General features: G+C 58.3%; 20 protein-coding genes. 13 read left to right on the top strand and 7 right to left on the bottom strand.

Going from position 1 to position 22709, the window contains the following annotated elements; translation table 11 throughout:
* Window positions 1-67 precede the first annotated feature (67 nt).
* The 11 genes from RYB66_RS14380 (at window position 68) to RYB66_RS14330 (ending at window position 12522) form a co-directional block, all read left to right on the top strand.
* Window positions 68-1159 (top strand): fatty acid desaturase family protein, encoded by a 1092-nt coding sequence (locus tag RYB66_RS14380; protein ID WP_316894683.1) that lies wholly within the window; start codon window positions 68-70, stop codon window positions 1157-1159.
* A gap of 36 nt (window positions 1160-1195) precedes the next feature.
* The gene (locus RYB66_RS14375; protein WP_003376651.1) at window positions 1196-1516 is read left to right on the top strand and encodes a MocE family 2Fe-2S type ferredoxin; all 321 of its coding nucleotides are present in this window, start codon (window positions 1196-1198) and stop codon (window positions 1514-1516) included.
* A gap of 18 nt (window positions 1517-1534) precedes the next feature.
* Window positions 1535-2767: an NAD(P)/FAD-dependent oxidoreductase gene (locus RYB66_RS14370; protein WP_316894681.1), complete on the top strand. Its 1233-nt coding sequence runs from the start codon at window positions 1535-1537 to the stop codon at window positions 2765-2767.
* 1 nt (window position 2768) lies between these two features.
* Window positions 2769-3605 (top strand): sugar phosphate isomerase/epimerase, encoded by an 837-nt coding sequence (locus tag RYB66_RS14365; RefSeq protein ID WP_316894680.1) that lies wholly within the window; start codon window positions 2769-2771, stop codon window positions 3603-3605.
* A gap of 431 nt (window positions 3606-4036) precedes the next feature.
* A complete protein-coding gene (locus RYB66_RS14360) occupies window positions 4037-4705 on the top strand; it encodes a DUF3313 domain-containing protein (RefSeq protein WP_316894678.1) in 669 nt (222 codons plus the stop codon).
* Window positions 4706-5238: 533 nt separating this feature from the next.
* Entirely contained in the window at window positions 5239-7689 is a 2451-nt protein-coding gene (locus RYB66_RS14355) for a TonB-dependent receptor (protein WP_316894676.1), read from the top strand.
* A gap of 41 nt (window positions 7690-7730) precedes the next feature.
* Window positions 7731-8705, top strand: a complete 975-nt coding sequence (locus tag RYB66_RS14350; protein ID WP_002553360.1) for an amino acid ABC transporter permease — start codon at window positions 7731-7733, stop codon at window positions 8703-8705.
* Window positions 8698-9483 carry an amino acid ABC transporter ATP-binding protein gene (locus tag RYB66_RS14345; RefSeq protein ID WP_057401204.1) on the top strand — a complete coding sequence of 262 codons (786 nt, stop codon included), beginning with the start codon at window positions 8698-8700 and terminating at the stop codon, window positions 9481-9483. Before RYB66_RS14350 ends, RYB66_RS14345 begins: the two co-directional genes overlap by 8 nt.
* 28 nt (window positions 9484-9511) lie before the next feature.
* Complete coding sequence (locus tag RYB66_RS14340) at window positions 9512-10441, top strand: ABC transporter substrate-binding protein (protein ID WP_005733125.1); 930 nt, start codon at window positions 9512-9514, stop codon at window positions 10439-10441.
* Between the two features lie 22 nt (window positions 10442-10463).
* On the top strand, window positions 10464-12047 hold the full coding sequence (locus tag RYB66_RS14335) for a flavin monoamine oxidase family protein (RefSeq protein ID WP_005746432.1): 1584 nt from the start codon (window positions 10464-10466) through the stop codon (window positions 12045-12047).
* A 40-nt stretch (window positions 12048-12087) separates the two neighbouring features.
* Entirely contained in the window at window positions 12088-12522 is a 435-nt protein-coding gene (locus tag RYB66_RS14330; RefSeq protein WP_005733123.1) for a RidA family protein, read from the top strand.
* Between the two features lie 45 nt (window positions 12523-12567).
* Here the strand turns inward: RYB66_RS14330 and RYB66_RS14325 are convergent, their stop codons facing one another.
* The 6 genes from RYB66_RS14325 to xylA all read right to left on the bottom strand — a co-directional run bounded on the left by RYB66_RS14325 (window position 12568) and on the right by xylA (window position 19631).
* Entirely contained in the window at window positions 12568-13707 is a 1140-nt protein-coding gene (locus RYB66_RS14325; protein WP_234696685.1) for a type III effector, read from the bottom strand.
* Window positions 13708-13850: 143 nt separating this feature from the next.
* The gene (locus tag RYB66_RS14320; protein ID WP_225231678.1) at window positions 13851-14243 is read right to left on the bottom strand and encodes a CesT family type III secretion system chaperone; all 393 of its coding nucleotides are present in this window, start codon (window positions 14241-14243) and stop codon (window positions 13851-13853) included.
* Between the two features lie 143 nt (window positions 14244-14386).
* On the bottom strand, window positions 14387-15523 hold the full coding sequence (locus RYB66_RS14315; RefSeq protein ID WP_004667661.1) for a sugar ABC transporter permease: 1137 nt from the start codon (window positions 15521-15523) through the stop codon (window positions 14387-14389).
* The gene (xylG, locus tag RYB66_RS14310) at window positions 15524-17080 is read right to left on the bottom strand and encodes a D-xylose ABC transporter ATP-binding protein (RefSeq protein ID WP_316894674.1); all 1557 of its coding nucleotides are present in this window, start codon (window positions 17078-17080) and stop codon (window positions 15524-15526) included.
* Between the two features lie 93 nt (window positions 17081-17173).
* Complete coding sequence (gene xylF, locus RYB66_RS14305) at window positions 17174-18175, bottom strand: D-xylose ABC transporter substrate-binding protein (protein ID WP_054077933.1); 1002 nt, start codon at window positions 18173-18175, stop codon at window positions 17174-17176.
* A 139-nt stretch (window positions 18176-18314) separates the two neighbouring features.
* Window positions 18315-19631, bottom strand: a complete 1317-nt coding sequence (xylA, locus tag RYB66_RS14300; protein ID WP_316894672.1) for a xylose isomerase — start codon at window positions 19629-19631, stop codon at window positions 18315-18317.
* Between the two features lie 182 nt (window positions 19632-19813).
* Between xylA and RYB66_RS14295 the strand changes: the two genes are divergently transcribed.
* The gene (locus RYB66_RS14295) at window positions 19814-21013 is read left to right on the top strand and encodes a XylR family transcriptional regulator (protein ID WP_316892257.1); all 1200 of its coding nucleotides are present in this window, start codon (window positions 19814-19816) and stop codon (window positions 21011-21013) included.
* Between the two features lie 5 nt (window positions 21014-21018).
* Here RYB66_RS14295 and RYB66_RS14290 read toward each other — a convergent pair whose 3' ends face one another.
* Window positions 21019-21786 carry a C1 family peptidase gene (locus RYB66_RS14290; protein WP_044345144.1) on the bottom strand — a complete coding sequence of 256 codons (768 nt, stop codon included), beginning with the start codon at window positions 21784-21786 and terminating at the stop codon, window positions 21019-21021.
* Between the two features lie 401 nt (window positions 21787-22187).
* Here RYB66_RS14290 and RYB66_RS14285 point away from each other — a divergent pair, with 401 nt between their 5' ends.
* Entirely contained in the window at window positions 22188-22640 is a 453-nt protein-coding gene (locus RYB66_RS14285; protein WP_058402371.1) for a DUF3237 family protein, read from the top strand.
* Window positions 22641-22709 lie beyond the last annotated feature (69 nt).

Genomic DNA, 22709 nt, shown 5'->3' with positions numbered 1-22709 from the left:
GGTGGGTGCTCTCTATATTTTCTTACGCAAAGTTCCTGAAACTTCACACTTGCGGAGAATAATAACAATGCCTCAAGACACTGCAGCCTGTCAGCGCGACTATAGCCTGACCGGCCCCGAAGCTGCCCGTGCAGCAGAAAAAGGCCTGGTATCTGCCGAGTGGTACCAGTCGCCCATCTCTCGTCAACGCATGAAACAATTGATGCAGCGCCGCGACGGCCCGGCCTTGCTCGACACTGCCATTTGGTTGCTGGCGCTGCTGGTCAGCGGTTTTGGCGGCTACTGGTTCTGGGGTTCCTGGGCATGTGTGCCGTTCTTCCTGGCTTACGGCGTTCTTTACGCCACAGCCTCCAACCCGCGCTGGCACGAGACTGGCCACGGCACCGCGTTCAAGACCCGGTGGATGAATGACGGGTTGTACCAGGTGGCCAGTTTCATGTGCATGTTCGAGCCACATGTATGGCGCTGGAGCCATGCGCGGCATCATACCGACACTATCGTGGTAGGTCGCGACCCGGAAATTGTCGAGCCACGGCCGCCGAGCCTTGTGATGATGTTCCTGAGCCTGTTTCAGATTCCCTTGCTGATCAAAACAATGGGCGGCGTGTGCCGACATGCTTTTGCGCACATGAGCGAGCAAGAGAAGGATTTCATCCCGGTGTCCGAATGGCCCAGAGTGTTTCTGGCCGCGCGTATCTGGCTCGCTATTTATGCCGGAGTGGTTGCTGCGGCACTGTATCTGCAAAGCTGGTTACCCCTCATGTACGTCGGTTTGCCCATGCTTTATGGCGGCTGGCTGTCTTACCTGTTCGGCCTTACTCAACATGTGGGGCTGGCTGAAGACGTGCTCGATCATCGCAGCAACTGCCGCACTATCTACATGAACCGCGTGCTGCGCTTTCTGTACATGAACATGAACTACCACCTTGAGCACCATATGTACCCGATGGTGCCGTATCACGCGTTGGCGCAACTTCATGAAGAGATCCGCCACGACTGTCCGCCGCCTTATGCCAGCCTCGGCGAAGCCTTCAAGGAAATTATTCCAACCCTCCTGAGGCAGCGCCGCGACCCGACCTACTTCATCAAGCGCCAGGTGTCACATGCTTCAGCGCCTGCCACCACCGCACGTCCCCAGCCTGAAGCGACCTCCGGCTGACACTTTCCGGTTGTACCCGAACGAGAGAGAAAAACCATGAACAATCAATGGATTGATGTATGCGCCGTGGGCGAAATTGATGAAGAAGACGTCATTCGCTTCGATCACGGCCCGCATACCTATGCCGTATACCGTTCCGCCGACAACGAATTTTTCGCCACGGCGGGCCTGTGCACCCACGAAAAGATTCACCTCGCCGACGGGCTGGTAATAGATCACGTCATCGAATGCCCTAAACATAACGGCCGCTTCGACTATCGCAATGGCAAAGCCCTGGGAGCACCCGTGTGCGTCAATCTCAAGACCTTTGCCGTACGGGTCGAAGCCGGGCGGGTTTTGCTTGCGGTCAGTGACTGAAAATCAGGAGTGCATGCCATGAATGCTCCATTGATTATCGTTGGCGCGGGTCATGCAGGTGGCCGTGCAGCGCTGACCTTGCGCGATCAGGGTTACGCCGGCCGACTGATACTGATCGGCGCCGAGCCGCACGTGCCGTATGAGCGCCCACCTTTGTCCAAGGGCGTGCTGCGAGGCTCCGTGGACCTGGCCGGTTGCAGCCTGTGTGCGGACACGCGCCTCACTGAGCTGGGTATCGAGCATCTGACCGACAATCCGGTAAAGAGCCTCGACCCGCAGGGTCATCGCCTGCAGTTGGCTGACGGCGATGAATTGCCTTACAGCCGATTGCTGTTGGCGACCGGGGGCAGGGCGCGTTGCCTGGCACAGATCCCCAGGCACCTGAGCAATGTTTTCTACCTGCGCACCCACGATGAAGCATTGGCGTTGCGGGGTGCCTTGATCCACGGTTCACGCCTGGTGATCATCGGTGCCGGGTTCATTGGCCTTGAAGTTGCGGCGACGGCGCGGGCTCTAGGCTGCCAGGTGACGTTGCTCGAAGCAGGCCCTCGTCTGGCCGGGCGCGTCTTGCCTGAAGAAGTGTCCCGGGCATTGCTGGATTTGCATCGGCAGCACGGCGTCGATGTACAACTCAATGTCGTGCTTGAAGACGTGCAAGGCAATGAGCGCGCCGAGTCAGTGCTGCTGGTCGACGGCCGGAGTGTGCCTTGTGACGCAGTGGTTGTCGGCGTTGGCATGCAGCCGAACATCGAGCTTGCAGTAGCGGCTGGCCTTGCCGTGGGGCAAGGGATTCGTGTCGACGATCGACTGCGCACCAGCTGCCCGGACATCTTCGCCGCCGGTGATGTGTGTGAGTATCGCCTGCACCCGGAGGGGGCATATCAGCGGCAGGAGACCTGGCGCAACGCCGAAGCGCAGGGGCGCCACAGCGCATTGAATATGCTGGGGTACGATCTTCCGTTCCAGGACGTGCCCGGCTTCTGGTCCGATCAGTACGACTGGAGCGTGCAGACAGTCGGTGTAACCACGCAGCCCCTGCCTTCAGCCAGCCGCGCATTGGCCTGCGGTGGGCGGTTGCTGTTCTACCTGGATGCGCAACAACGACTGCAGGGGGCCTGTGGCCTGGCGCTGGGCAACAGCGTTGCCAAAGATATCAAGCTGTGTGAGCGCCTGATCGTTGCCCGAACTCCGCTGAGCGTCACCATGCTCAACGACCCCGAGTGTTCGCTCAAACAACTGCTGAGGCTCTGACATGGACACATTTCTGGTATTTCAGTCGCTATGGGCCATGCAGGACCATCGTGGCCAGTGTGACCTTCCCATCGAGGCGCAACTGGACAGAATTGCCGCTGCCGGCTTTGACGGGATCACCGACCATTACTGGCATGCCCCCGATGTCATGCGGCTGCATGCCGCCGCAGAGGCCCGTGGCTTACAGATTGAAGGTCAGCTATTCCCACAGACAGTGGCCGATCTGGACAGGGCGCTTGAAGTTGCTTGCCGCTACGGTTGTCATCACCTGACTCTGCAGGCCGATGCACGTCCGCGGACGCTGGCCCAGGCGGTCACGTTGATCGAGGGCTGGCAGCGTCTGGCCGAGCAGGTGGACTTTCCGGTTCTGCTGGAAACTCACCGTTACCGCCTTACCAGTGATCTGTTGTTTACCCTCGACGTGCTGGCGCAGATGCCGGACCTCAAACTGCTGGCTGATTTGTCCCACTACGTGGTAGGTCGGGAGTTGCCCGAGTCGGCGACGGCCGAGGACGACGAGCACATTCACAGCATCTTGCGCCATAGTTGGGGCTTTCACGGCCGTATAGCCAATAGTGAACAAGTGCAGGTGCCTTTGAGCTTTGCACAACACCGCCCCTGGCTTGAGCGGTTTTCAGCCTGGTGGCGTTACGGTATTGAAGATTGGCTGGCTCGACCGAATAAACCAGCCAGCCTGTCTTTCACGTGCGAGCTGGGCCCGCCCCCGTATGCAATCACAGGGAGTGACGGGCGCGAAATTTCAGATCGCTGGAGCGAGGCACTGTTACTCAAGGATCTGATTCGCGGAATCTGGAATGATTGCCGTTCAAGGGGCTGACGGGTTCAGCCCGCTTGATGCGAATAGTAAACTCTTCAAAAGCATACCGATGTGTACATTTTAGGTTGACGACCCATCGCCAACGGTTTAAAACTATACACGTCGGTACAGTTTTGGTGGTCTCGCAGTTCATTGCAGACTGACACATATCCAGAACAGTCCGGCAGCGCCTCGCAGAGCAGTCTGATGATGATCGATTAAATGCCGTGCAACGCGGTACGTCGCGATCATGGATGGCCCTGCATCAGGCAAGAGAGTGCTCCGAGATACAGTGCCCTTGGAAAGCGTGCTTCTGGATAAACAGTCCCGGGATATTACCAGTGCCCTTCAAAGGTACTGCCCGTGACGGTGCGTGCCTGATAGTAGTCGGGCTCGGGGATTGACGGTGAGTGCTTGAATTTCAATAACCTGATCACGCTGGAGAGTTCTGCATGCACTACGTTAAAAACATGAAGTTGGCCGGGCTGTTGTTATTGGTTTTTCTGGTCACGGGGTGTGCCAGTCACGAGCCGTCGCCTTATTCAGGAATCGAGTCATCACTTGAAATGCGGCCCAACAAACAGGACAGCTCGGGTCGTATTCCCTTCAAGTACTCGACGTCAGTCAAATGGAACCAATACGATAAAGTAATGCTTGAACCTGTGGTGATCTACTCGGGAGCGGATGCGCAATTTTCAGACCTGGAGCGCAACGAAAAGACCGTCCTGGCCAACGACATGACAGTCAGGTTCTCTGAAGCCCTGGGCAAGCATTTCCGGTTCACCGACACACCTTCACGCGGGACAATGCGCATTCGCCTCACCCTGACCGGGGCCGAGACCACTGTTACCGGGCTGTCTACATTCTCCCGATTCGATATCGGCATGGGGTCATATAACCTCGTTCAGGCCTCCAGAGACCGTGAAGGTACGTTTACCGGGTCCGTCAGCTATGCCGTCGAGATCTACGATGCGTCCACTTCGCAGCTTCTGGAGTCCTATGTCACTCGGCAATATCCAAAGGTTTATGACATAAGCTCGACCTTCGGGCGTTTGTCGGCGGCGCAGGCGGGTATTTCCAGAGGCTCGGATGAGCTGATTGAGTTGTTGCTCTCAAAGTAAAGCAGCCTTGGGAAGCCCGGCCTGATAATCGGGTCTTCCTGTCAGTCAGACACCTGAGAACTGAAAATGCTATTTGTGAATAATAAAATAAATATAAATCAAAAATAATAATATTAGCTTATGACCAAATAGAATTATATTTTCGAAATTGATTCCGTTATGTTTGGTTTCAACAGCCTACCCCTTACCTCGGATGGTACCAATCGTTATCAGGATTCTGCGCATCAGGCCGCCGTCGAGTGCGCCATGACCGAGGGATAAACCATTCCCCTCAAGCAGAATCGTTGGAAGGGAGTTCAACGTATGTTGTCTGTTCAATCCTGCCACTGGCTTTATTCCTCTCGCCCTGCTGTTGACAGGCGCTGCGCGTCACTTCTGCCGCCAACCGGCTTCTCACCCCACCGCTAGCTCATCGCGCAGGTTTTACCTGCACAGCCTGAAACGTGCGTACCGCGCTGTCCCTACGACAGCAGGAACGCCCGACTTTGCGATTTGCATGCATGGCTTCAATGACGGCCATGTCTGGAGTGAATATGAAGCAAGCTTTACACCGTGCCCGAGCCTCGACTGCCGTGCTGGGCTACTGCCCGCTGGCGTTGGCGATAGGGAGCGTTTTGCTGTCAGGGACGATTCAGGCCGAGGAAAAAACCTCCGAGGATGAGCGTCGTACCTTGTCCACCGTGGTGGTCACTGGTAATCGCGGTGCCGAGCAGCGCACTGTGACCAGCAGCCCGGTGCCGATCGATGTGGTCAGTGCCAGGCAATTACAGAGCACTGGCAAGCCGGGTCTGATGGAGGCATTGAGCGCAGTGATTCCATCACTGACACTGCCGGAAAAAACTGGTTGGGACGCCAGCGGCATTGCCCGTGCGCCTAACTTGCGTGGTTTGAGTGCCGCCGAGGTGCTGGTGTTGGTCAATGGCAAACGCCGCCATACCAGCGCGACTCTTAATATCAACGGCATCAACACCGGCGCTGCGCCGGCAGACCTCGATCTGATCCCGATCAGCGCCATTGATCATGTAGAAGTGCTGCGTGACGGTGCCGCGGCTCAATATGGCTCCGATGCCATTGCCGGGGTGATTAACGTCATCCTCAAGGCCGACACCAGCGGCACCTCGGTGACCAACGCCGGGCTCGGTTATGACGGCAAGAAGCAGACCGTGCAGCAAAGCCTCAATAAAGGCTTCGAGATTGGCGACGGCGGTATCGTGCAACTGGCGCTGGATGCCCGCAGCCAGAATGACGACAACAAGGCCAGCGCCAATGGCTACAGCTACGAACAAGCCTACGACCTGGCGGGCAAGTCCACGTATGGCGGTTACGGCACGCCGAAAACCAATCTGCTGACCCTGGGCTACAACGCCGAGCTGCCGATCGATGACAGTTTCAGTCTGTATTCCTTCACCACCTATTCGCGTCGCAAGGCCGAGCAGGGGCAGAATTTTCGCCTGCCGACCATTACCAATACGATCACCACCGGGCCCAATGGTTATCCGGCGGGATACACACCGACCTGGTACATCGACGAAGACGATTTTCAGGCTGCGTTTGGTGGCAAAGGCACGTTTGGTGAATGGGACTGGGATCTGTCCAGCACTTACGGGCGCAACGAGGCGGAGCAGGGCACCACGCATAACCAGAACCCGTCGCTGGGTGAGGCCACGCCCAACAGCTTCACATCAGGAACGTGGATTTCCACCGAGCTGACCACCAATCTGGACTTCAAGCGCGGCTTTGACATCGGCCTGCAAAAGCCCCTCGACGTGTCCTACGGCCTTGAACATCGACGCGACACCTATGAGGTGCAGGCGGGCGACTATGAATCCTATGCCAACGGTGGTTACTGCGTCGCACCGGGCAACTGTGCATCGTCAGGTGCGCAGGTCACCAACGGCATTTCGCCGGATGAAGAAAGCAGCGCCTCGCGCAACAGTGTCGCCAGTTATGTCGACGTAGGCTTCAACCCTGTGCCTGACTGGTATGTCGGCAGCGCACTGCGCTATGAACATTACAACCAAGGTGTGGGTGCGACCCGCAGCGGCAAGCTGACCACACGCTACGACTTCACCCCGCAGTTCGCCGTTCGCGCCACCGTCAGCAATGGCTTTCGTGCGCCATCCCTGGCCAACAGTCTGTTCAGTGCACGTTCGACCACTTACGGCGTGGTGGACGGCGTGTATCAGTCGATCAATTACGGCGTACTGCCGACCGGCTCGGGTGCCGCCAGAGCGTTAGGTGCCGAGGACCTCAAGCCGGAGCGCTCCACCAATTTCAGCCTCGGTTTCACCCTGACGCCTACCGATCAGTTGACCCTGACCGCCGATGCCTACGTGATCAATCTGCGTGACCGCATCACTCTGACCGGCACCCTGCTGGGTGATGAGGTCACTCAGGTGCTGCTCAACAACGGCATCGATTCGACGTCGGGCGGCCAGTATTTCATCAACGGTGCCGACACCCGCACCAAGGGGCTGGATCTGGTCAGCAACTACCGTCAGGACCTTGGGCAGTACGGGTCAGTGAAGTGGACAGCGGCGTTCAACTGGAACCAGACAAAGATCCTCAGCTACAAGGAATCCACCTCGATCCGCGGTACGTCCTATGAGCTGATGGACCGCGAAGCGCGCAATCTGATTACCGGCGTGCAGCCGCGTACCAAACTGATTCTGGGCGGCGACTGGAGCATCGAGCGCTTCAACCTGAACCTGGCGCTGACCCGTTACGGTTCCTACAAAGAGGTCAATTCCTCAGCCAATCGCGATCTGGATCGGGTGTACAGCGCCAAGTGGATCACCGATCTGGACCTCGGCTACAACCTCAGCAAAAACCTCAACGTTGCCATCGGCGCAAAGAACCTGTTCGACATCTATCCAAAGAAACAGGGGGTTCCCAGCAGCACCATGGTCAGCAGTTACGGCACCTATTCGCCCTACGGTTTTACCGGCGGTTACTACTACACCCGGCTGACTTACGCCTTTTAAGGCCAGCACCTGAAAACCCCTATTGAGTGCGAGGAACAAGCATGCCCACTGTCGCCAAACCCTATGACTTCATCGACGAGACCAGCCGTTACCCGCTGCGCCAGAGCCGGGTAGCACAACCACCGATCAAGGCGTTGCAAGTAGTACCCGCCCGGCATCCCGGTCGCTGGGTGGGGTCGATATTCGCTGCACTGGTGCTGGTCGCCATCGTGCATTCGCTGGCGACCAATCCGCGCTGGGAGTGGGGCGTGTTCGGGCAATGGTTCTTCTCGCCGTCAGTGCTGCGCGGCCTGGCCCAGACGTTGCTGCTGACACTGCTCAGCACCGTGTTCAGTATTATTCTCGGCACGGCGCTGGCGCTGGCACGCCTGTCGGGCTCACCGCTGCTGGCGGCGCTGGCCTGGGGCTACATCTGGTTTTTTCGCTCGATGCCGGCGCTGCTGGTGTTGATCATTCTCTACAACTTCGCCTACCTGTACGACCACATCGTACTGGGCGTGCCGTTTACCGATCTGGTCTTCGCCGAATGGTCAACGGTCGACGTGCTAAGTCAATTCACCGTGGCGGTCCTGGGCTTGAGCCTGATGCAGGCGGCGTATACCGCAGAAATCATTCGTGGCGGGCTGATCGGTGTCGATGCTGGCCAGCATGAAGCCGCTGCAGCCCTTGGCTTGCCGGCTTCGCGTCGGGTTTTCCGCATCATTCTGCCCCAGGCACTGCGCTCGATCCTGCCTTCGGGCTTCAACGAAATCATCGGCCTGGTCAAAGGCACCTCCATTGTTTACGTGCTGGCCTTGCCAGAGCTGTTTTACACCGTGCAGGTCATCTACAACCGTACCCAGGCGGTGATTCCGCTGCTGATTGTTGCCACTGTCTGGTACCTGATCATCACCACGCTGTTGACCAGCGCGCAGTACTACGTCGAGCGACACTTTGCTCGTGGCACGGCGCGTGTTTTGCCGCCCACGCCCTTGCAGCGAGTGCGCGGCTGGTTGAAGGAGAAGCATCATGAGTGAAGCCTCTGCACCCGTGCGCGCAGGGCGCATTCAGATCCAGGGCGTGGGCAAACGCTTTGGCAGCCAGCAGGTGCTCAAGGACATTGACCTGAGCATTGAACCGGGCAAGGTCACGGTGATTCTCGGGCCGTCCGGCTCGGGCAAGTCCACGCTGTTGCGCACCATCAACCACCTGGAAAAGATCGACAGCGGTTACATCACCATCGACGGCGACTACGTTGGTTATCGGCGCAAGGGTGATCTGCTCTATGAGCTCAAGGAGCGTGAAATCCTCAAGCGGCGCATCGAGGTTGGCTTCGTGTTTCAGAATTTCAACCTGTTCCCGCACCTTACCGCCTGGGAAAACATTGCTGAAGCACCGTTGGCCCATAAACGCTGGAGCAAGGCGGAGGCGCAGGCAAGAGCAGGTGAATTGCTGGCCAGGGTTGGCCTGGCAGACAAGGTGGACGCTTACCCACGCCAGCTTTCCGGGGGCCAGCAACAGCGCGTCGCCATTGCCCGTGCGTTGGCGCTGGACCCCAAGGTGCTGCTGTTTGATGAACCTACCTCAGCCCTCGACCCCGAGCTGGTCGGCGAGGTGCTGGATGTCATCAAAGGGCTCACGCAACTGGGTGTCACGCTGGTGGTAGTGACCCACGAGATCGGCTTTGCCCGGGAAGTGGCGGATCACGTGGTGTTTCTGTGCGAAGGCCAGTTGATTGAGCAAGGGCCGCCGGAACAGGTTTTCCACCATCCCCGACACCCTCGCACCGCTGCCTTTCTCGGCAAGGTGCTGTGAATTTCCCGCTTTCAAGGAGTGATTGCTGATGCTAGTGAATACCGCCCGCGTAGCCCTGCTGACGATAGCCGTCAGCGTGGCGCAAAGTGCTTTTGCTTCCACCGCGCAACCGGTCGACCTCAGTCCTGACCGGCAACGCATTCATGTACCGCGCAACGAAGCGGCCATTGCGCAGATCCCGGCGGGCTTCAAGTTTGCCCAGCCAGGCAAGTTCACCGTAGCCGTCTCCGGTGTGGCGGGGCCGCCCCTGGCGCTGCTGGCCAATGATGACAAGACCACCATCGGCAGCGAGGCCGACACCGCGCAACTGGTGGCGGACAGCCTGGGCCTGCAATTGAACGTGGTGCAGACCAGTTGGGAGGACTGGCCACTGGGCGTCAGTTCGGGCAAATACGACGCAGTCATCAGTAACGTCACCGTGACCGAAGCGCGCAAGAAACGCTTCGATTTCGCCACCTACCGCCAGGATGTCCTGGGCTTCTATGTCAAGACCAACAGCAAAATCAGCGAGATAAAACAGGCGTCGGACATCGCGGGGCTGAAGATCATCGTCGGCTCCGGCACCAATCAGGAAAAGGTCCTGTTGGCGTGGAACGAGGCTAACGAAAAGGCTGGTATCAAGCCTGCGCTGTTGCAGTATTTCGATGATCAGGCGGCTGCGCAGCTTGCCATTCAGTCGGGTCGCAGTGATGCGCTGTTCGGGCCCAATTCGGTGTATGCCTACTCGGCCGCCATCACCGGAGGCATCAAGCGGGTCGGCACGGTTAACGGCGGCTGGCCATTGCAGGCTGATATCGCAGTGACCACGCGCAAGGACAACGGTCTGGTCAAACCGATTCATACCGCCCTTGAAGGCGCGATTGCCGGCGGGCAGTACGAGCAAGTGTTGCAGCGCTGGGGCCTGGATGTGGAGCGCGTCGACAAGTCGCTGATCAACCCGCCCGGCTTACCGGATTGAGGACTTCAAGGGAGCAAATGATATGGGACTGACACGACGTGAAGCACTTTCCAGCATTGCTGCGGTAGGTGGCGAAAAAGCCGTCAAGGACGCGCTTGCGGTACTGGGGCTGGGGCCTTCATCACACCGGCGGCCAAAACCTCTGAAACTCGGAAACGGGCTGGGGCAGGGCACTCGCGTACTGGTGCTGGGTGCCGGAATCGCCGGGCTGGTGACTGCGCTGGAATTGACGCGGGCAGGATTTACTGTGCAAGTGCTGGAGGCCCGTGATCGAGTGGGCGGCCGCAACTGGACGTTACGCAGCGGCGATCAGGTGGACTACAAGGACGGTCGCACGCAGACCGTGGGCTTTGATCCCGGGCTGTATTTCAATGCCGGGCCAGCGCGGATTCCCAGCCAGCACCGCACGCTGCTCGACTATTGCAGCGAGCTGGGGGTGCCGCTTGAAGTGCTGGTCAACAGCAGCCATGGCGCTCAGGTCCGCCCGGACCTGCAACAGCCCGCGTTCACTGTCGGCCAGGCTATCAACGACGCCCGCGGCCACCTCTCGGGTCTACTGGCCACGGCGGTGCAGCGCGATGCTCTGGACGATGTGTTGAGCGGCGAAGAGCGTCAGCGCCTGTTGGCGTTTTTGCAGGTGTATGGCGACCTCTCGCAGGAACTGGCTTATGAGGGCAGCCTGCGTTCTGGACATCAGGAGTCGCTCTCGCATCCGGGGGCATTGCCGACCAGTGCGCAGCCGGTAGGGCTGGAGCGCCTGCTGCATCCCGAGCTGTGGGGCGCGCTGCTGCACACTGAGTTTCCCGAGTTCTCGGCGACCATGTTTCAGCCGGTCGGCGGTATGGACCGCATCACCGACGCCTTTTACCAGCGCCTCACTGAACAGGTGCAACTGGGCGCGCAGGTGCGCCAGATTCGTCAACTGGAAGACGGTGTGGCGGTCACCTATCACGACAGACACAGCGGCCGCGAACAGGTAGTACGCGCCGATTATCTGGTGTCGACCCTGCCGTTGCCGTTGCTGGCCAGGCTGGATACCGACTTCAGTAATCCGGTAAAGGCCGCTTTGCTGAGCACCCGCAACGATCAGGCGACCAAGGTGGCGTGGCAATCCCCGCGCTTCTGGGAAACCGATTACCGCACCTATGGCGGGTTGTCCTGGATCGACCATCCGGCGCGCCTGCTGTGGTACCCGAGCAATGACTTGAACACCCGCGATGGCCTGCTCGTCGCCGGTTACGTGACCGGGGAGGGTGCCGACGTGTTCGGCGCGAAACCGTTCGAGGCGCAATACGCAGCCTCCAGAGAGGCGGTCGAACTGCTGCATCCCGGTTACTCGCATCACTTGCGTAACCCGTTGGCCGTGTCCTGGGAGCAGATTCCTTATAGCGAAGGCCCGTGGCTGCAACGCGAACATTTCCCGGCCGACGCCAGCGCCTTGCTGGATGAACCTCATGGCCGGGTTTACTTCGCTGGCGACGGGCTGGTGCAGAGCGGCGTGGGTATCTGGCAGGAATCAGCCGCCAATTCGGCGCGCCATGTGGTCGGGCAACTGGCCGAGCGGGTCATCCAGCAACGACAGACGGCGGCCCTCACGGCGTCCTGAGCCTTTATTGCAGCATCAACATCCATTGAGGAGTGACACCATGAGCGACAGCATTCAACGTACCAGCGTCGGCGATTTTCCAATCTCGCAAACCGTGACCGTGCCTGCCTCGGCCAGCCTGGTGTTCATCAGCGGCACTTTGCCCGACCTTGCCGACCCACACGCTCCGGCGGGTACGCCTGCCGCCTATGGCAACACTGAAGTGCAGAGCGTTTCGGTGTTCAACAAACTGCGCAATATCCTCCGGCAACAGGACCTTGATCTGGGCGATATCGTGCAGTTGCGGGTGTTTCTGGTGGGGGCCGAGGAAACCGGCGGCAAGCTTGACTTTGCAGGCCTGCAGGCCGGTTACACGCAGTTTTTCGGCACCCCCGAGCAACCCTTGAAACCCGCGCGCACCGCTTTGCAGGTAGTGGCGCTGCCGTTGCCCGGTGCGCTGATCGAAGTGGAAGCGGTAGCGGCCAGGCAGGCTTGAGCACCTTTCCTTCCCGGTAGCCTTTAAAGCGAGGGCTTCGATGGATCAGCCTTTATCGGGCACAACGTTTTCCCAGTGCATCAGTAGATCTTCGCGCAGCATGCCCAATGCCTGTCGTTGGGTCTTCAGGTCTGGTGAGAAAAATGCCGCATCAAATATGATGCCCATTCGCTCCTGGCTCTGCTCTGCTTGCAATTGCGCCTTTTTCGCCTGCTCGGGTTGCATGTCCGAGAAACTGAACACCGGGAGCATATTGCGTGACCAGCTCTCGGGCAAAGGCTGGCCGCTGGCGAGCAAGGCACCGGCATAACACTCAGCCAATTGCTGCGAGCCGCGCATCATTCCGGCTCTGTACAACTCCTGCTCGGTGCGGCTTGACGCAAGCCGGGGATAGATCTGGGCAGCGGCTTTGGCGACTTCACTGATGGCGTCATCGTCGCCGCCGAAGAACGCTTTCAGCAGCGTATCTTCGCCGACAGCACCTTCAATACGTTTCGCCGCAGCGGGCCATGAGTCTCCTGTGGCCAGTTTGAAACCGTGATAGGGGTCTTTGGCCAGAGGGATAGGCAAGAGGCGTTTCGGCGTGGGTAGTTTTTCCGTCAGATGAGTGGTCAGGCCTTCGTTCAAGGCTTTCCAGTGCCGATGATCAATGTGACGACCCCTGAACTCCGGGTGGGTGTAACAGTGTATGAACTCGTGCCCTGCGACCTCGGCCGGGTGACTTTCAAGCGCAATGTTGGGGTTCAGCTTCACCTGACGGGTTTTAACGTTCCACTGACCTGCGACGCCAGGGGGAATGTCGTGAGTGACGTCTGCCTTTGCTTTGAAACAGTTACTGTCTTTGGGAATGTAGGCGCCGTAACGCTCCAGAACCGTTCTGTTTCCCTGATCCAGATCGTTCTGAGAAGAGCGATGCTTTAAACTCATGGCCGCCCATATACTGCCTCCAGGATCTTTTGCAAAATCATCCGGATGCCTTGTCAATCGACATCCTGTCGAGAGCGCAAGGGTTCCTACCATCAGTTTCACAAAAAGCCTGACTGGATCAATCCCCGGCTCTCGCCGAGCGCGTGCGGCTCCATTGTTGTCTGCAGCCGCGCTGCCTGAGTTTTCCTGAGCCGCCTGCGGTTCTCCACCTGACGATGTGCCGGACGCTCGTAGGCGTAGCGACGATGGCGCGTCCATCGGTGGCAGTGATCGCTGACCTTGCGCTGCATCCAGTCGCATTGGCGTGGGGCTTGTGGGGCCCTCGACGGCATGGGAAGCAGCGGCTTGTGCGGTAGGGGAAATCTCGTTCAACGTCGGCTTGTTCAACATGGGCTCTGTCCTCAGCGGTAACGCAGGCGCTGCGCGGTGTTACGCAACTCCTGCGTTGTTTCGGCAAAGTTAGCCAGCAGATTTTCGAATCGGGTCTTGTCCAGTGCGAGAAAGTCATGCTCGTAGGAATACACCAACGTGTTCTCGCCCGGGTTGATGGTCAACGCGCCGCGTCGTAGCCGCAGGCCCGGAAAAGCATGGGCAAGCAGCTTGCGCAAGAGGATGTCGTCCTGAGGGTCGGCACGCAGATCGATGGTCTCTGCCAACATCGTGAGGCTATCGCCGTTTACATGCAGCGTGAGGTTCATTCCTTCCTGCCACTGTACGGCCTGTGTCGCAGAATTTCCGTTGGCCGCCTGACCACGCCTATCAAGCAGCTTTTGTAGAGTGGAGGATGAGTTCATTGCCAGTATCCGTAGAAAACCATATCGACGGTGAGCGGCCGGAACGCACGCTGTGGTTCCCGGTATCTCGATTAACCTGTGGGACCTGTCGAGACCGGAAACTCCAGAATAAAGTGTTCAGCACAACCTCTGACTTCTGCGAATCACCGCCGTCCGGCCCGTGTGCTCACGTCCACCCACACCGCCAGCACGAGGATGCCGCCCTTGACGATCATCTGCCAGTAACTGTCGACGTCGAGCATGGACATGCCGTTATCGAGACTGGTGATGACCAGCGCGCCAAGCAGGGCACCGTAGACAGTGCCCGAGCCACCGCGCATGGAGGTGCCGCCGATAAAGCAGGCGGCAATGGCGTCCAGTTCGCCCATGTTGCCGGCCGAGGGCGAGCCTGCAGCAAGGCGTGCGGTATTGACCAGCCCGGCGAAGGCACACATGACGCCCATGATGCCGAAGATCCACAGTTTTACGGCCTGTACGTTGATGCCGGATAACCGCGTGGCTTCCATGTTGCTGCCCACCGCATAGACGCGCCGTCCGAAAACCGTCTGGCTGGTGACATAACTGAACACACCGAGCAGGACCAGCAACAGCAATACCGGAACGGGGATTCCGTCGTAGCTGTTGAGCACATAGACAAACCCGCCCAACACAGCGCCGATCAATACTACGCGTAACACATCACGGATCATCGAATGTGCCGCCAGCCCGTGCAGGGCTCTGTTGCGCCGTTGTTTCCAGGTCAGGAACAGCGTCAGGGCCAGCAATAGTACGCCAAGCGCTGTACCGACAGAGTGCGGCAAATATCCCTGGCCGACGTAGACCAGCGAAGGCGATACCGGGGCGATGGTCGTGCCGCCGGTAATCCCCAGAAGAATGCCGCGAAAGGCCAGCATACCGCCCAGCCCGACAATGAAGGAGGGAATGCGCAGGTAGGCCGTCATGTAGCCGTTGGCCAGGCCAATCATCAGCCCACATAGCGCAACCACGCTCAGGTTTGCCAGCAGCGGCACGTGGTAAACCACATCCAGAATCGCCGCCAGCCCCCCGAGCAGGCCCAGCAATGACCCCACCGACAGGTCGATCTCGCCACTGATGATCACCAATACCATGCCGCAAGCCAGAATGCCGGTGATGGACATCTGCCGCAGCAGGTTGGAAAGGTTGCGCGGGGTCAGAAACCCTCCATCGGTCTGCCAACTGAAGAACAGCCAGATCACTGCGATGGCAATCACCAGCGCAAGCATTTTGTAGCGGGTGAAGAACTGTTTGACCTGGTTCATCTATGCGGTCTTCCGGGCATTATTGTCAGGGGCATCGGGGTGGCTGAGCGCAGCGGCGAGCACCTGCTCCTGAGTGAGTTCATGGTTGATGAAGTCGCCGCGCAACTGGCCTTCGCCAATCACCAGCACACGGTCGGAGACTCCCAGTACTTCGGCCAGCTCCGAAGAGACCATGATGATTGACACACCTTCGGCCGCCAGCGCGCCCATCAGCTTGTAAATCTCGTACTTGGCACCCACATCGACGCCGCGGGTCGGTTCGTCGAGAATCAGAACGCGCGGGCGGGTCAGCAGCATCTTCGCCAACACGGCTTTCTGCTGGTTGCCACCGGACAGGCTGGTGATCGGCAGGAACGGGCTGGCCGTCTTGAGGTGCATGCGCGAGATTTCCCGGTCGATGCTGCCCAGCTCGGCTTCGGCATCGATGCGGGTCATTTTCGAGTAGGTATCGAGAACCGCGAGGGTGATGTTCTGACCAACGCCCAGGTCCGGAATAATGCCCTGACGCTTACGGTCTTCCGGGACCATGCACAGGCCGGCGCGGATTGATTTGAGCGGCGTGCGCGTGTCGACAGGTTGGCCGTCCAGCCACACTTCACCGGTATATCGGCCCGGGTAGGCACCGAACAGAGCGGACACCAGTTCGGTGCGACCCGCGCCTACCAGCCCGGCAATGCCGAGAATTTCCCCGCGCTTGAGAGCAAACGAAATGTCGTCGACCCGTTTGCGTCTGGGGTTATCGACGTCGTAACAGGTAACATTCCGCGCCTCGAAAATCACCTCGCCGATCTCATGGGGTTCGGTGGGGTAAAGGTTGCTCATTTCGCGACCGACCATCTGGGTGATGATCTTCGGGATGTCCATGCCCGACATGGCGGTGGTGGCGATATGCTTGCCATCACGGATCACTGAAATGGTGTCGCACACGGCCGCCACTTCATCGAGTTTGTGCGAAATGTACACGCACGCCACGCCCTTGGCTTTCAGGTCACGAATGATGTCCAGCAGCACCTCGATTTCCGAGCGTGTCAGGGCAGAGGACGGCTCGTCGAGGATCAACAGACGAGCTTTCTTGTTCAGTGCCTTGGCGATTTCCACCAGTTGCTGGTAACCGCCGCCGTACTGGGAAACCGGCAGTGCCACGTTCATGTCTGGCACTTTGAGCTCACGCATCAACACTTCGGCGCGATGGATCATGGCCGGGTAGTTCATGCGCCCACCCGGGAGCGTCAGTTCATGACCCATGAAGATGTTTTCGGCCACCGACAGGTCAGGCACCAGCGTGAGTTCCTGATGAATGATGACGATACCGGTTGCTTCCGTTTCGCTGATTGACTGCGCCTTGAGGGGGTTACCATCCCAGAGGATCTCGCCGTCCCAGGTGCCGTAGGGGTAAACCGCTGACAGCACCTTCATCAGCGTGGACTTGCCCGCGCCGTTTTCGCCGCACAGGCCGACGCATTCACCGGGCCGGACCTTTATGTCAATGCCGTTCAGGGCTTTGACGCCGTCAAAGGTTTTGACGATGCCGTTCATTTGCAACAGATAGTCGGACATGGCACAGGCTCACACGGGGATCCAAGGGCGTGCCTGAGCCTGCGCAGCCGTTCTGCACAGGCCCAGGCTTTCTATCGACTGATTATCGATAGCTCACTGGCCGCCCATCTGCGCCTTGGTGTAGAACCCGTCTTTCTCCAGCAGGTCGATGTTGTCCTTGGTCAACGGTGTCGGGGTCAGCAGGATGGTGTCGACTTTCTTGCTGCCATTGTCGTACTGCGCGGTAAAGGCAGGCTTCTCGTTGCGCACCAGTTGCACCGACAGTTTGGCGGCTTCGCTGGCAATCAGCTTCAGCGGCTTGTAGACGGTCATGGTCTGGGTGCCATCAATGACCCGCTTGACCGCCGCCAGGTCCGCATCCTGCCCCGAGATAGGCACTTTGCCGGCCAGTTTCTGTGCGGCCAGCGCCTGAATCGCGCCCCCGGCGGTGGCGTCGTTGGAAGCAACGATGCCATCGATCTTGTTGTTATTTCGGGTCAGGGCATTTTCAACAATGCTCAGGGCTTCCGTGGGGTTCCATTCCTTCACCCACTGTTGGCCGACGATTTTGATATCGCCCTTGTCGATGGCTGGCTGCAGCACCTTCATCTGACCTTCGCGCAGAATCTTGGCGTTGTTGTCAGTGGGGGCTCCGCCCAGCAAAAAGTAGTTGCCCTTGGGCGCTGCTTTCAGTACGCCGCCGGCCTGCATTTCGCCGACCTTTTCGTTATCGAAGGAGATGTAAGCGTCGATGTCGGCGTTGAGGATCAGCCGGTCATAAGATACCACTTTGATCCCGGCCTTCTTGGCTTCGGCAACGGCGTTGGTCAGCACGGTGGCGTTGAACGGCACGATGACAAGCACATCGACGCCGCGAGAGATGAGGTTTTCGATCTGCGATATCTGTTTCTGCTCGTTGGCATCCGCCGACTGTACGTAGACCTTGGCGTCCAGTTTCTCCGCTGCCGCAACGAAGTAATCACGGTCGCGTGACCAGCGTTCCAGACGCAGGTCATCAATGGAAAAACCGATTTTCGGGTGGGCGGAGTCGGCCATGACCGGCAGGGACAGCAAGGCCAGAGCGCTGGCAAGCAGCGTGCGTTTCAGGGTGTTCATAGGGTGCGTCCTTTTATTGTTGTTCGAAAGACACTTCATGATGTGCAGCGTAATGCCGGTGCAACTGTAAAACGCTGTCGGACGCCGCGGGCACAGATTTGTCGTGAGAATGTCACTGCGGCGTCCGTTCAGCCTTGCTTCAGGAGTAGATAAAACGATTGACCACTCCTTCAAGCAATTCCTGCCGACCGCTGACGGCTTGTGGGTTGAGGTCGTTGGCGAACGCATGCTCGGCCAGCGAAGCGAGACTGAAACCTCCGCTCAGTACGGATTGGCCAAACGGCTGCTGCCAGCCTGCGTAGCGCTGGTCCTTGAACTGCTGAAGCTTATCGTTCTGCACCATGGCCGCTGCGCGCTCCAGCGCCAGGGCGAGCACATCCATGGCGGCAACGTGGCCGTGGAACAGGTCGACTTCGTCGAGGCTCTGACGACGGACCTTGGAATCGAAATTGTAGCCGCCATTGGTGAAACCACCGGCCTTGAGAATCTCGTAGGTGGCGAGGGTCATCTCCTCGACGCTGTTGGGGAACTGGTCAGTGTCCCAGCCGTTCTGCGGGTCGCCGCGGTTGGCATCGATGCTGCCAAAGATCCCCAGCGAGACTGCTGTGGCAATTTCGTGGTGGAAGCTGTGTCCGGCCAGGGTCGCGTGGTTGGCTTCGATGTTGACCTTGATCTCTTTTTCCAGACCGTACTGCTGCAGAAAACCGAATACCGTGGCGCTGTCATAATCGTACTGATGCTTGGTGGGCTCCTGCGGCTTGGGCTCGATCAGCAAGTCGCCTTTGAAGCCAATCTTGTGTTTGTGCTCGACCACCATACGCATGAAGCGGCCCAACTGTTCGCGCTCCTGCCTGAGGTCCGTATTGAGCAGGGTTTCGTAGCCTTCACGACCGCCCCACAGGACGTAGTTGGCCCCTTTGAGTCGCTGGGTGGCGTTCATGGCACTGAACACCTGAGTCGCGGCGTAGGCAAATACTTCAGGGTCCGGATTGCTGGCGGCCCCTGCGGCAAAGCGCGGGTTGCTGAAACAGTTAGCGGTGCCCCACAGCAGCTTGATCCCGGTTTGCTCCTGATGACGTTCCAGCTGATCAATCATCTGCGCGAAGTTGTTGCGATACTCCCTGAGCGAGCTGCCTTCCGGTGCCACGTCGGTGTCATGGAAGCTGTAGTAGTCGATGCCGAGTTTGGAGAAAAACTCGAAAGCTGCTTCAGCCTTGCCGATAGCCAGCTCCAGCGGGTCCCCGGAACCTTGCCATGGACGCTTGAAAGTGCCGACACCAAACACGTCGGCGCCCGGCCAGACGAACGTGTGCCAGTAGCAGGCCGCCATGCGCAAATGCTCGCGCATGGGTTTGCCGAGAATCAGTTTGTCGGCATCGTAGTGACGAAAGGCAAGGGGCGAGTCGCTGTCAGGGCCTTCGTAGCGAACCTTGTCGACGGCGGGGAAGTACGGCATCTGCGTTTTCCTTATTGTTCTTGGCGATGCCTCGATACTAGCAACGGCCCCAGGCCTGCTGATTATGAAAATCGTCAACGCGCAGTGCGATTTTGAGTATTGAGATTGGTCCTTTGCGGGCCTAGTCTGTGTAGAGCGACGTAGTGCTTATCGAATCGATATAAAAATCCGGCATAAAAATAATGAAAACCGTACCCCCCGTTCACCGTATCGCACTGTTGTTCAACGGCAGCAAGATCTATGACCGCGGCATCATCAGCGGCATCGGCAACTACCTAAGCAGTACCCGGGTGTCCTGGGATCTGTTTCTGGAGGAAGATTTTCTCTGTCGCCTGAAAGGCATCGAGCGTTGGCAGGGTGACGGGATCATTGCCGACTTCGACGACCCGCTGATTGGCGAGGCGTTGGCTGGCATCAGGCTGCCGGTGGTGGCGGTAGGCGGTTCCTACCAGGATGAGCGCGCCTACCCGAAGGGCATTCCCTATGTCGCGACCGACAACCACGCCTTGATCAAGGCCGCCTACGAGCATTTGATAGTGGCTGGGCTGACCCGCTTTGCCTGCTTCAGTCTGCCTGAGGCTCAGGCCAATCGCTGGGCGCAGGAGCGCGAGCAGGCCTTTCGTCGACTGCTGCAGCGCGATGGCCTGCACGCCGAGGTTTATCGCGGCCTGGGCACCAGTGCACCGCTCTGGGACAGCGCTGTGGAACAGCAGATTGCCTGGCTGCAAAGCCTGCCCAAGCCTATCGGCATCATTGCCGTGACAGATGCCCGCGCCCGTCAGTTGTTGCAGGCCTGCCTGACTGCCGGAATTGCCGTGCCTGAACAAGTGGCGCTGATCGGCATCGACAACGATCCGTTGACCAGAACCCTCACGCGTGTACCGCTGAGCTCGGTGGTTCAAGGCACCGACACAATGGGCCGAACCGCCGCGCGCCTGCTGCACCAGATGTTGCATGGCATGCCGTCTTCCGGCACCCACATTCTGATACCGCCGGACGCTGTCAACGTACAGGCTTCGAGTCTGCACCAACCGTTGGGGGACCCGTATGTCATGCAGGCGTTGCTGTTTATCCGGCAGTACGCGTGCCAAGGCATCAAGACCGCACAGGTAGCCGCGTACGTGGGTGTTTCGCGCTCGTCGCTGGAAGCGCATTTTCGCCGGGTGCGGGGCTGTAGCGTGCATGACGAGATCCTGCGTTTCAAACTGGCCGCTGCCGCACACGGGCTGCAAAACACTGACTGCGCAATTGCCGACATCGCACGCGATTGTGGTTTCCGGTCGGCGCAATACCTGCACACGGTATTTCGCCGGGAATTTGGTTGCACGCCGCGAGAGTACCTGCAAGGTGTCAATGCGGCAGTGCAATGTCCAGGTGCCTGAGAAGGTCAGGCAGCCACGACCCTTATCGTCCAGAAGTCGGTGGACAGATTTTCATCCAGCAGATAGCTGTAGGGCAGAGTGAAGTAGCCTTCCATGCCCCAGCCAGTGCCCCATGAGTTGCGCAGGATGAAATGCTGATGGGCATCGTTGTAACCCACTGCCAACACGCAGTGCCCTCCGAGCATCTTTTCGTGAGGGCCCGGCATCGGAGCATGCCCGGTCTGGGCGACTTTCTTGCTCTCAAAGCTCTCGTAGACGGAAAAACCAATGACAAACGGATAGCCTGCCGCCAGGCAGCCTTTCATCTGGTTGAGGTTTTGCGCAACCTTCTGGTAGGACACCGCTTTGTATTTTCTAGCGTCCTTGTAGCAGGCAGCCGAAGGTTTGACAGCGAACTTTTCAATGTCATAAGGCCACTCTTTTTCAGGGCAATCACCTTGCTCCGCTACACTTTTGATTCCGTGGCGGATCATCGCGCCGCTGTCCGAATCGACGGTATGCTCAATGACCCGTTCGTTGTAGTAGATAAACAACCGCGAGGGCTCGAATGCTGGCGTCAGCTTTTGCTTCATGCGATCAAACTGAATCGCTCCGGCAATACCGTTCGCGGTACAACTGCCCAGTTGGCCCTGGTCGTATACGGGCGGGCAATGGGGGCGCAGATCAACCATGTGTGGGAGCGCCGCCAGCGCCGTTGTGGGGGCCGCATAAAGATGATCGCGATGATCAGGCAGATCGCGAATCCATCCATACTGTTTCACGGTATAGGTCATTTCGTATCTCCTTGTAAGACACTGTCGGAAAAGTTGACAGTCCTCATGTAAACAGGTTTTTGGCAGGCGCGGATTAAACTTCATTTAGTAAGTAGTGAGCTATGAGTTGGCCGAGTGGGCTAATTTGGCCAGTACTGTTAGTTGAGTAATAGGCCATGTGAATCAATTTTTAAATGAACTTGCGGAATAGAATTTCCGCTTTTTTCTGCGCTGGGTGCGAGCCACAGAGATTTATCGAAAGTGGCAAAACGATACTGCTTTACAGACGCTTATCCTAAGCCTCATAAGCGTACCAGCTGGTACATTTAAATTGACAGCATGCGATGTCCGGGCTAAAAGATACACCTCGGTACAGTTATGGGCAGGCGCGAGCCACCGCATGCAAGATGAGGGGTAGAGGGATGGAGACGATGCAACTGCATGAAATACTGGCTGCTCACCTGCGTATCGATAAGCCGCAAGCGCTTTGTAACCCTCAACGAGGGCAACGCAGCAGCGGTGAGATACTGGGAGGAGAATTTAACGGCGATCGATTGCAGGGGCAGGTTCTTCCGGGAGGTAGCCTTTTTCTCGTGCCCCAGGATGACAGCCTTGCACGATTCAGCCTGTACTACACCTTGCTGACTGACGACGGAACAAAGATAGATGTCGTCGGAGAAGGGCTCGTGGCCTTCGATGAAACGGACCGCGCGCCATTCGCCGAATCGCGCTGTCGGTGCACATGCAGCAAACAGTTCAGCGTTCCTTCCGGCGCTCATGATTACCTGCAGAGAAACCTGTACGTCGGCAGATTAAATATAAAAGCCGGGGATGACCGCCTGCGTGTCAGTATTTATCAGGTTAACGAGATATAGAGAGCCTTCAAAGAAGCGCGTGGGTGTGAAAGCAAGTGTCAAGTGTGTTATCAAGGTATAAACCTTGTC

It is taken from the genome of Pseudomonas syringae group sp. 243L2, assembly GCF_032587875.1.
In the GTDB taxonomy this organism is placed as follows: Bacteria; Pseudomonadota; Gammaproteobacteria; order Pseudomonadales; family Pseudomonadaceae; genus Aquipseudomonas; species Aquipseudomonas amygdali.
Note: the sequence above shows the minus strand (reverse complement) of the source record. Positions and strands in the feature narration are given on the sequence as shown.

Coding starts and splice junctions, on each gene's coding strand:
- RYB66_RS14380 (WP_316894683.1), top strand. CDS start 68: ATGCCTCAAGACACTGCAGCCTGTCAGCGCGACTATAGCCTGACCGGC.
- xylG (WP_316894674.1), bottom strand. CDS start 17,080: ATGTCCGACTATCTGTTGCAAATGAACGGCATCGTCAAAACCTTTGAC.
- RYB66_RS14355 (WP_316894676.1), top strand. CDS start 5,239: ATGAAGCAAGCTTTACACCGTGCCCGAGCCTCGACTGCCGTGCTGGGC.
- RYB66_RS14290 (WP_044345144.1), bottom strand. CDS start 21,786: ATGACCTATACCGTGAAACAGTATGGATGGATTCGCGATCTGCCTGAT.
- RYB66_RS14370 (WP_316894681.1), top strand. CDS start 1,535: ATGAATGCTCCATTGATTATCGTTGGCGCGGGTCATGCAGGTGGCCGT.
- RYB66_RS14325 (WP_234696685.1), bottom strand. CDS start 13,707: ATGGACGCGCCATCGTCGCTACGCCTACGAGCGTCCGGCACATCGTCA.
- RYB66_RS14335 (WP_005746432.1), top strand. CDS start 10,464: ATGGGACTGACACGACGTGAAGCACTTTCCAGCATTGCTGCGGTAGGT.
- RYB66_RS14365 (WP_316894680.1), top strand. CDS start 2,769: ATGGACACATTTCTGGTATTTCAGTCGCTATGGGCCATGCAGGACCAT.
- RYB66_RS14345 (WP_057401204.1), top strand. CDS start 8,698: ATGAGTGAAGCCTCTGCACCCGTGCGCGCAGGGCGCATTCAGATCCAG.
- RYB66_RS14375 (WP_003376651.1), top strand. CDS start 1,196: ATGAACAATCAATGGATTGATGTATGCGCCGTGGGCGAAATTGATGAA.
- RYB66_RS14330 (WP_005733123.1), top strand. CDS start 12,088: ATGAGCGACAGCATTCAACGTACCAGCGTCGGCGATTTTCCAATCTCG.
- RYB66_RS14350 (WP_002553360.1), top strand. CDS start 7,731: ATGCCCACTGTCGCCAAACCCTATGACTTCATCGACGAGACCAGCCGT.
- RYB66_RS14360 (WP_316894678.1), top strand. CDS start 4,037: ATGCACTACGTTAAAAACATGAAGTTGGCCGGGCTGTTGTTATTGGTT.
- RYB66_RS14315 (WP_004667661.1), bottom strand. CDS start 15,523: ATGAACCAGGTCAAACAGTTCTTCACCCGCTACAAAATGCTTGCGCTG.
- RYB66_RS14285 (WP_058402371.1), top strand. CDS start 22,188: ATGGAGACGATGCAACTGCATGAAATACTGGCTGCTCACCTGCGTATC.
- RYB66_RS14340 (WP_005733125.1), top strand. CDS start 9,512: ATGCTAGTGAATACCGCCCGCGTAGCCCTGCTGACGATAGCCGTCAGC.
- xylA (WP_316894672.1), bottom strand. CDS start 19,631: ATGCCGTACTTCCCCGCCGTCGACAAGGTTCGCTACGAAGGCCCTGAC.
- xylF (WP_054077933.1), bottom strand. CDS start 18,175: ATGAACACCCTGAAACGCACGCTGCTTGCCAGCGCTCTGGCCTTGCTG.
- RYB66_RS14295 (WP_316892257.1), top strand. CDS start 19,814: ATGAAAACCGTACCCCCCGTTCACCGTATCGCACTGTTGTTCAACGGC.
- RYB66_RS14320 (WP_225231678.1), bottom strand. CDS start 14,243: ATGAACTCATCCTCCACTCTACAAAAGCTGCTTGATAGGCGTGGTCAG.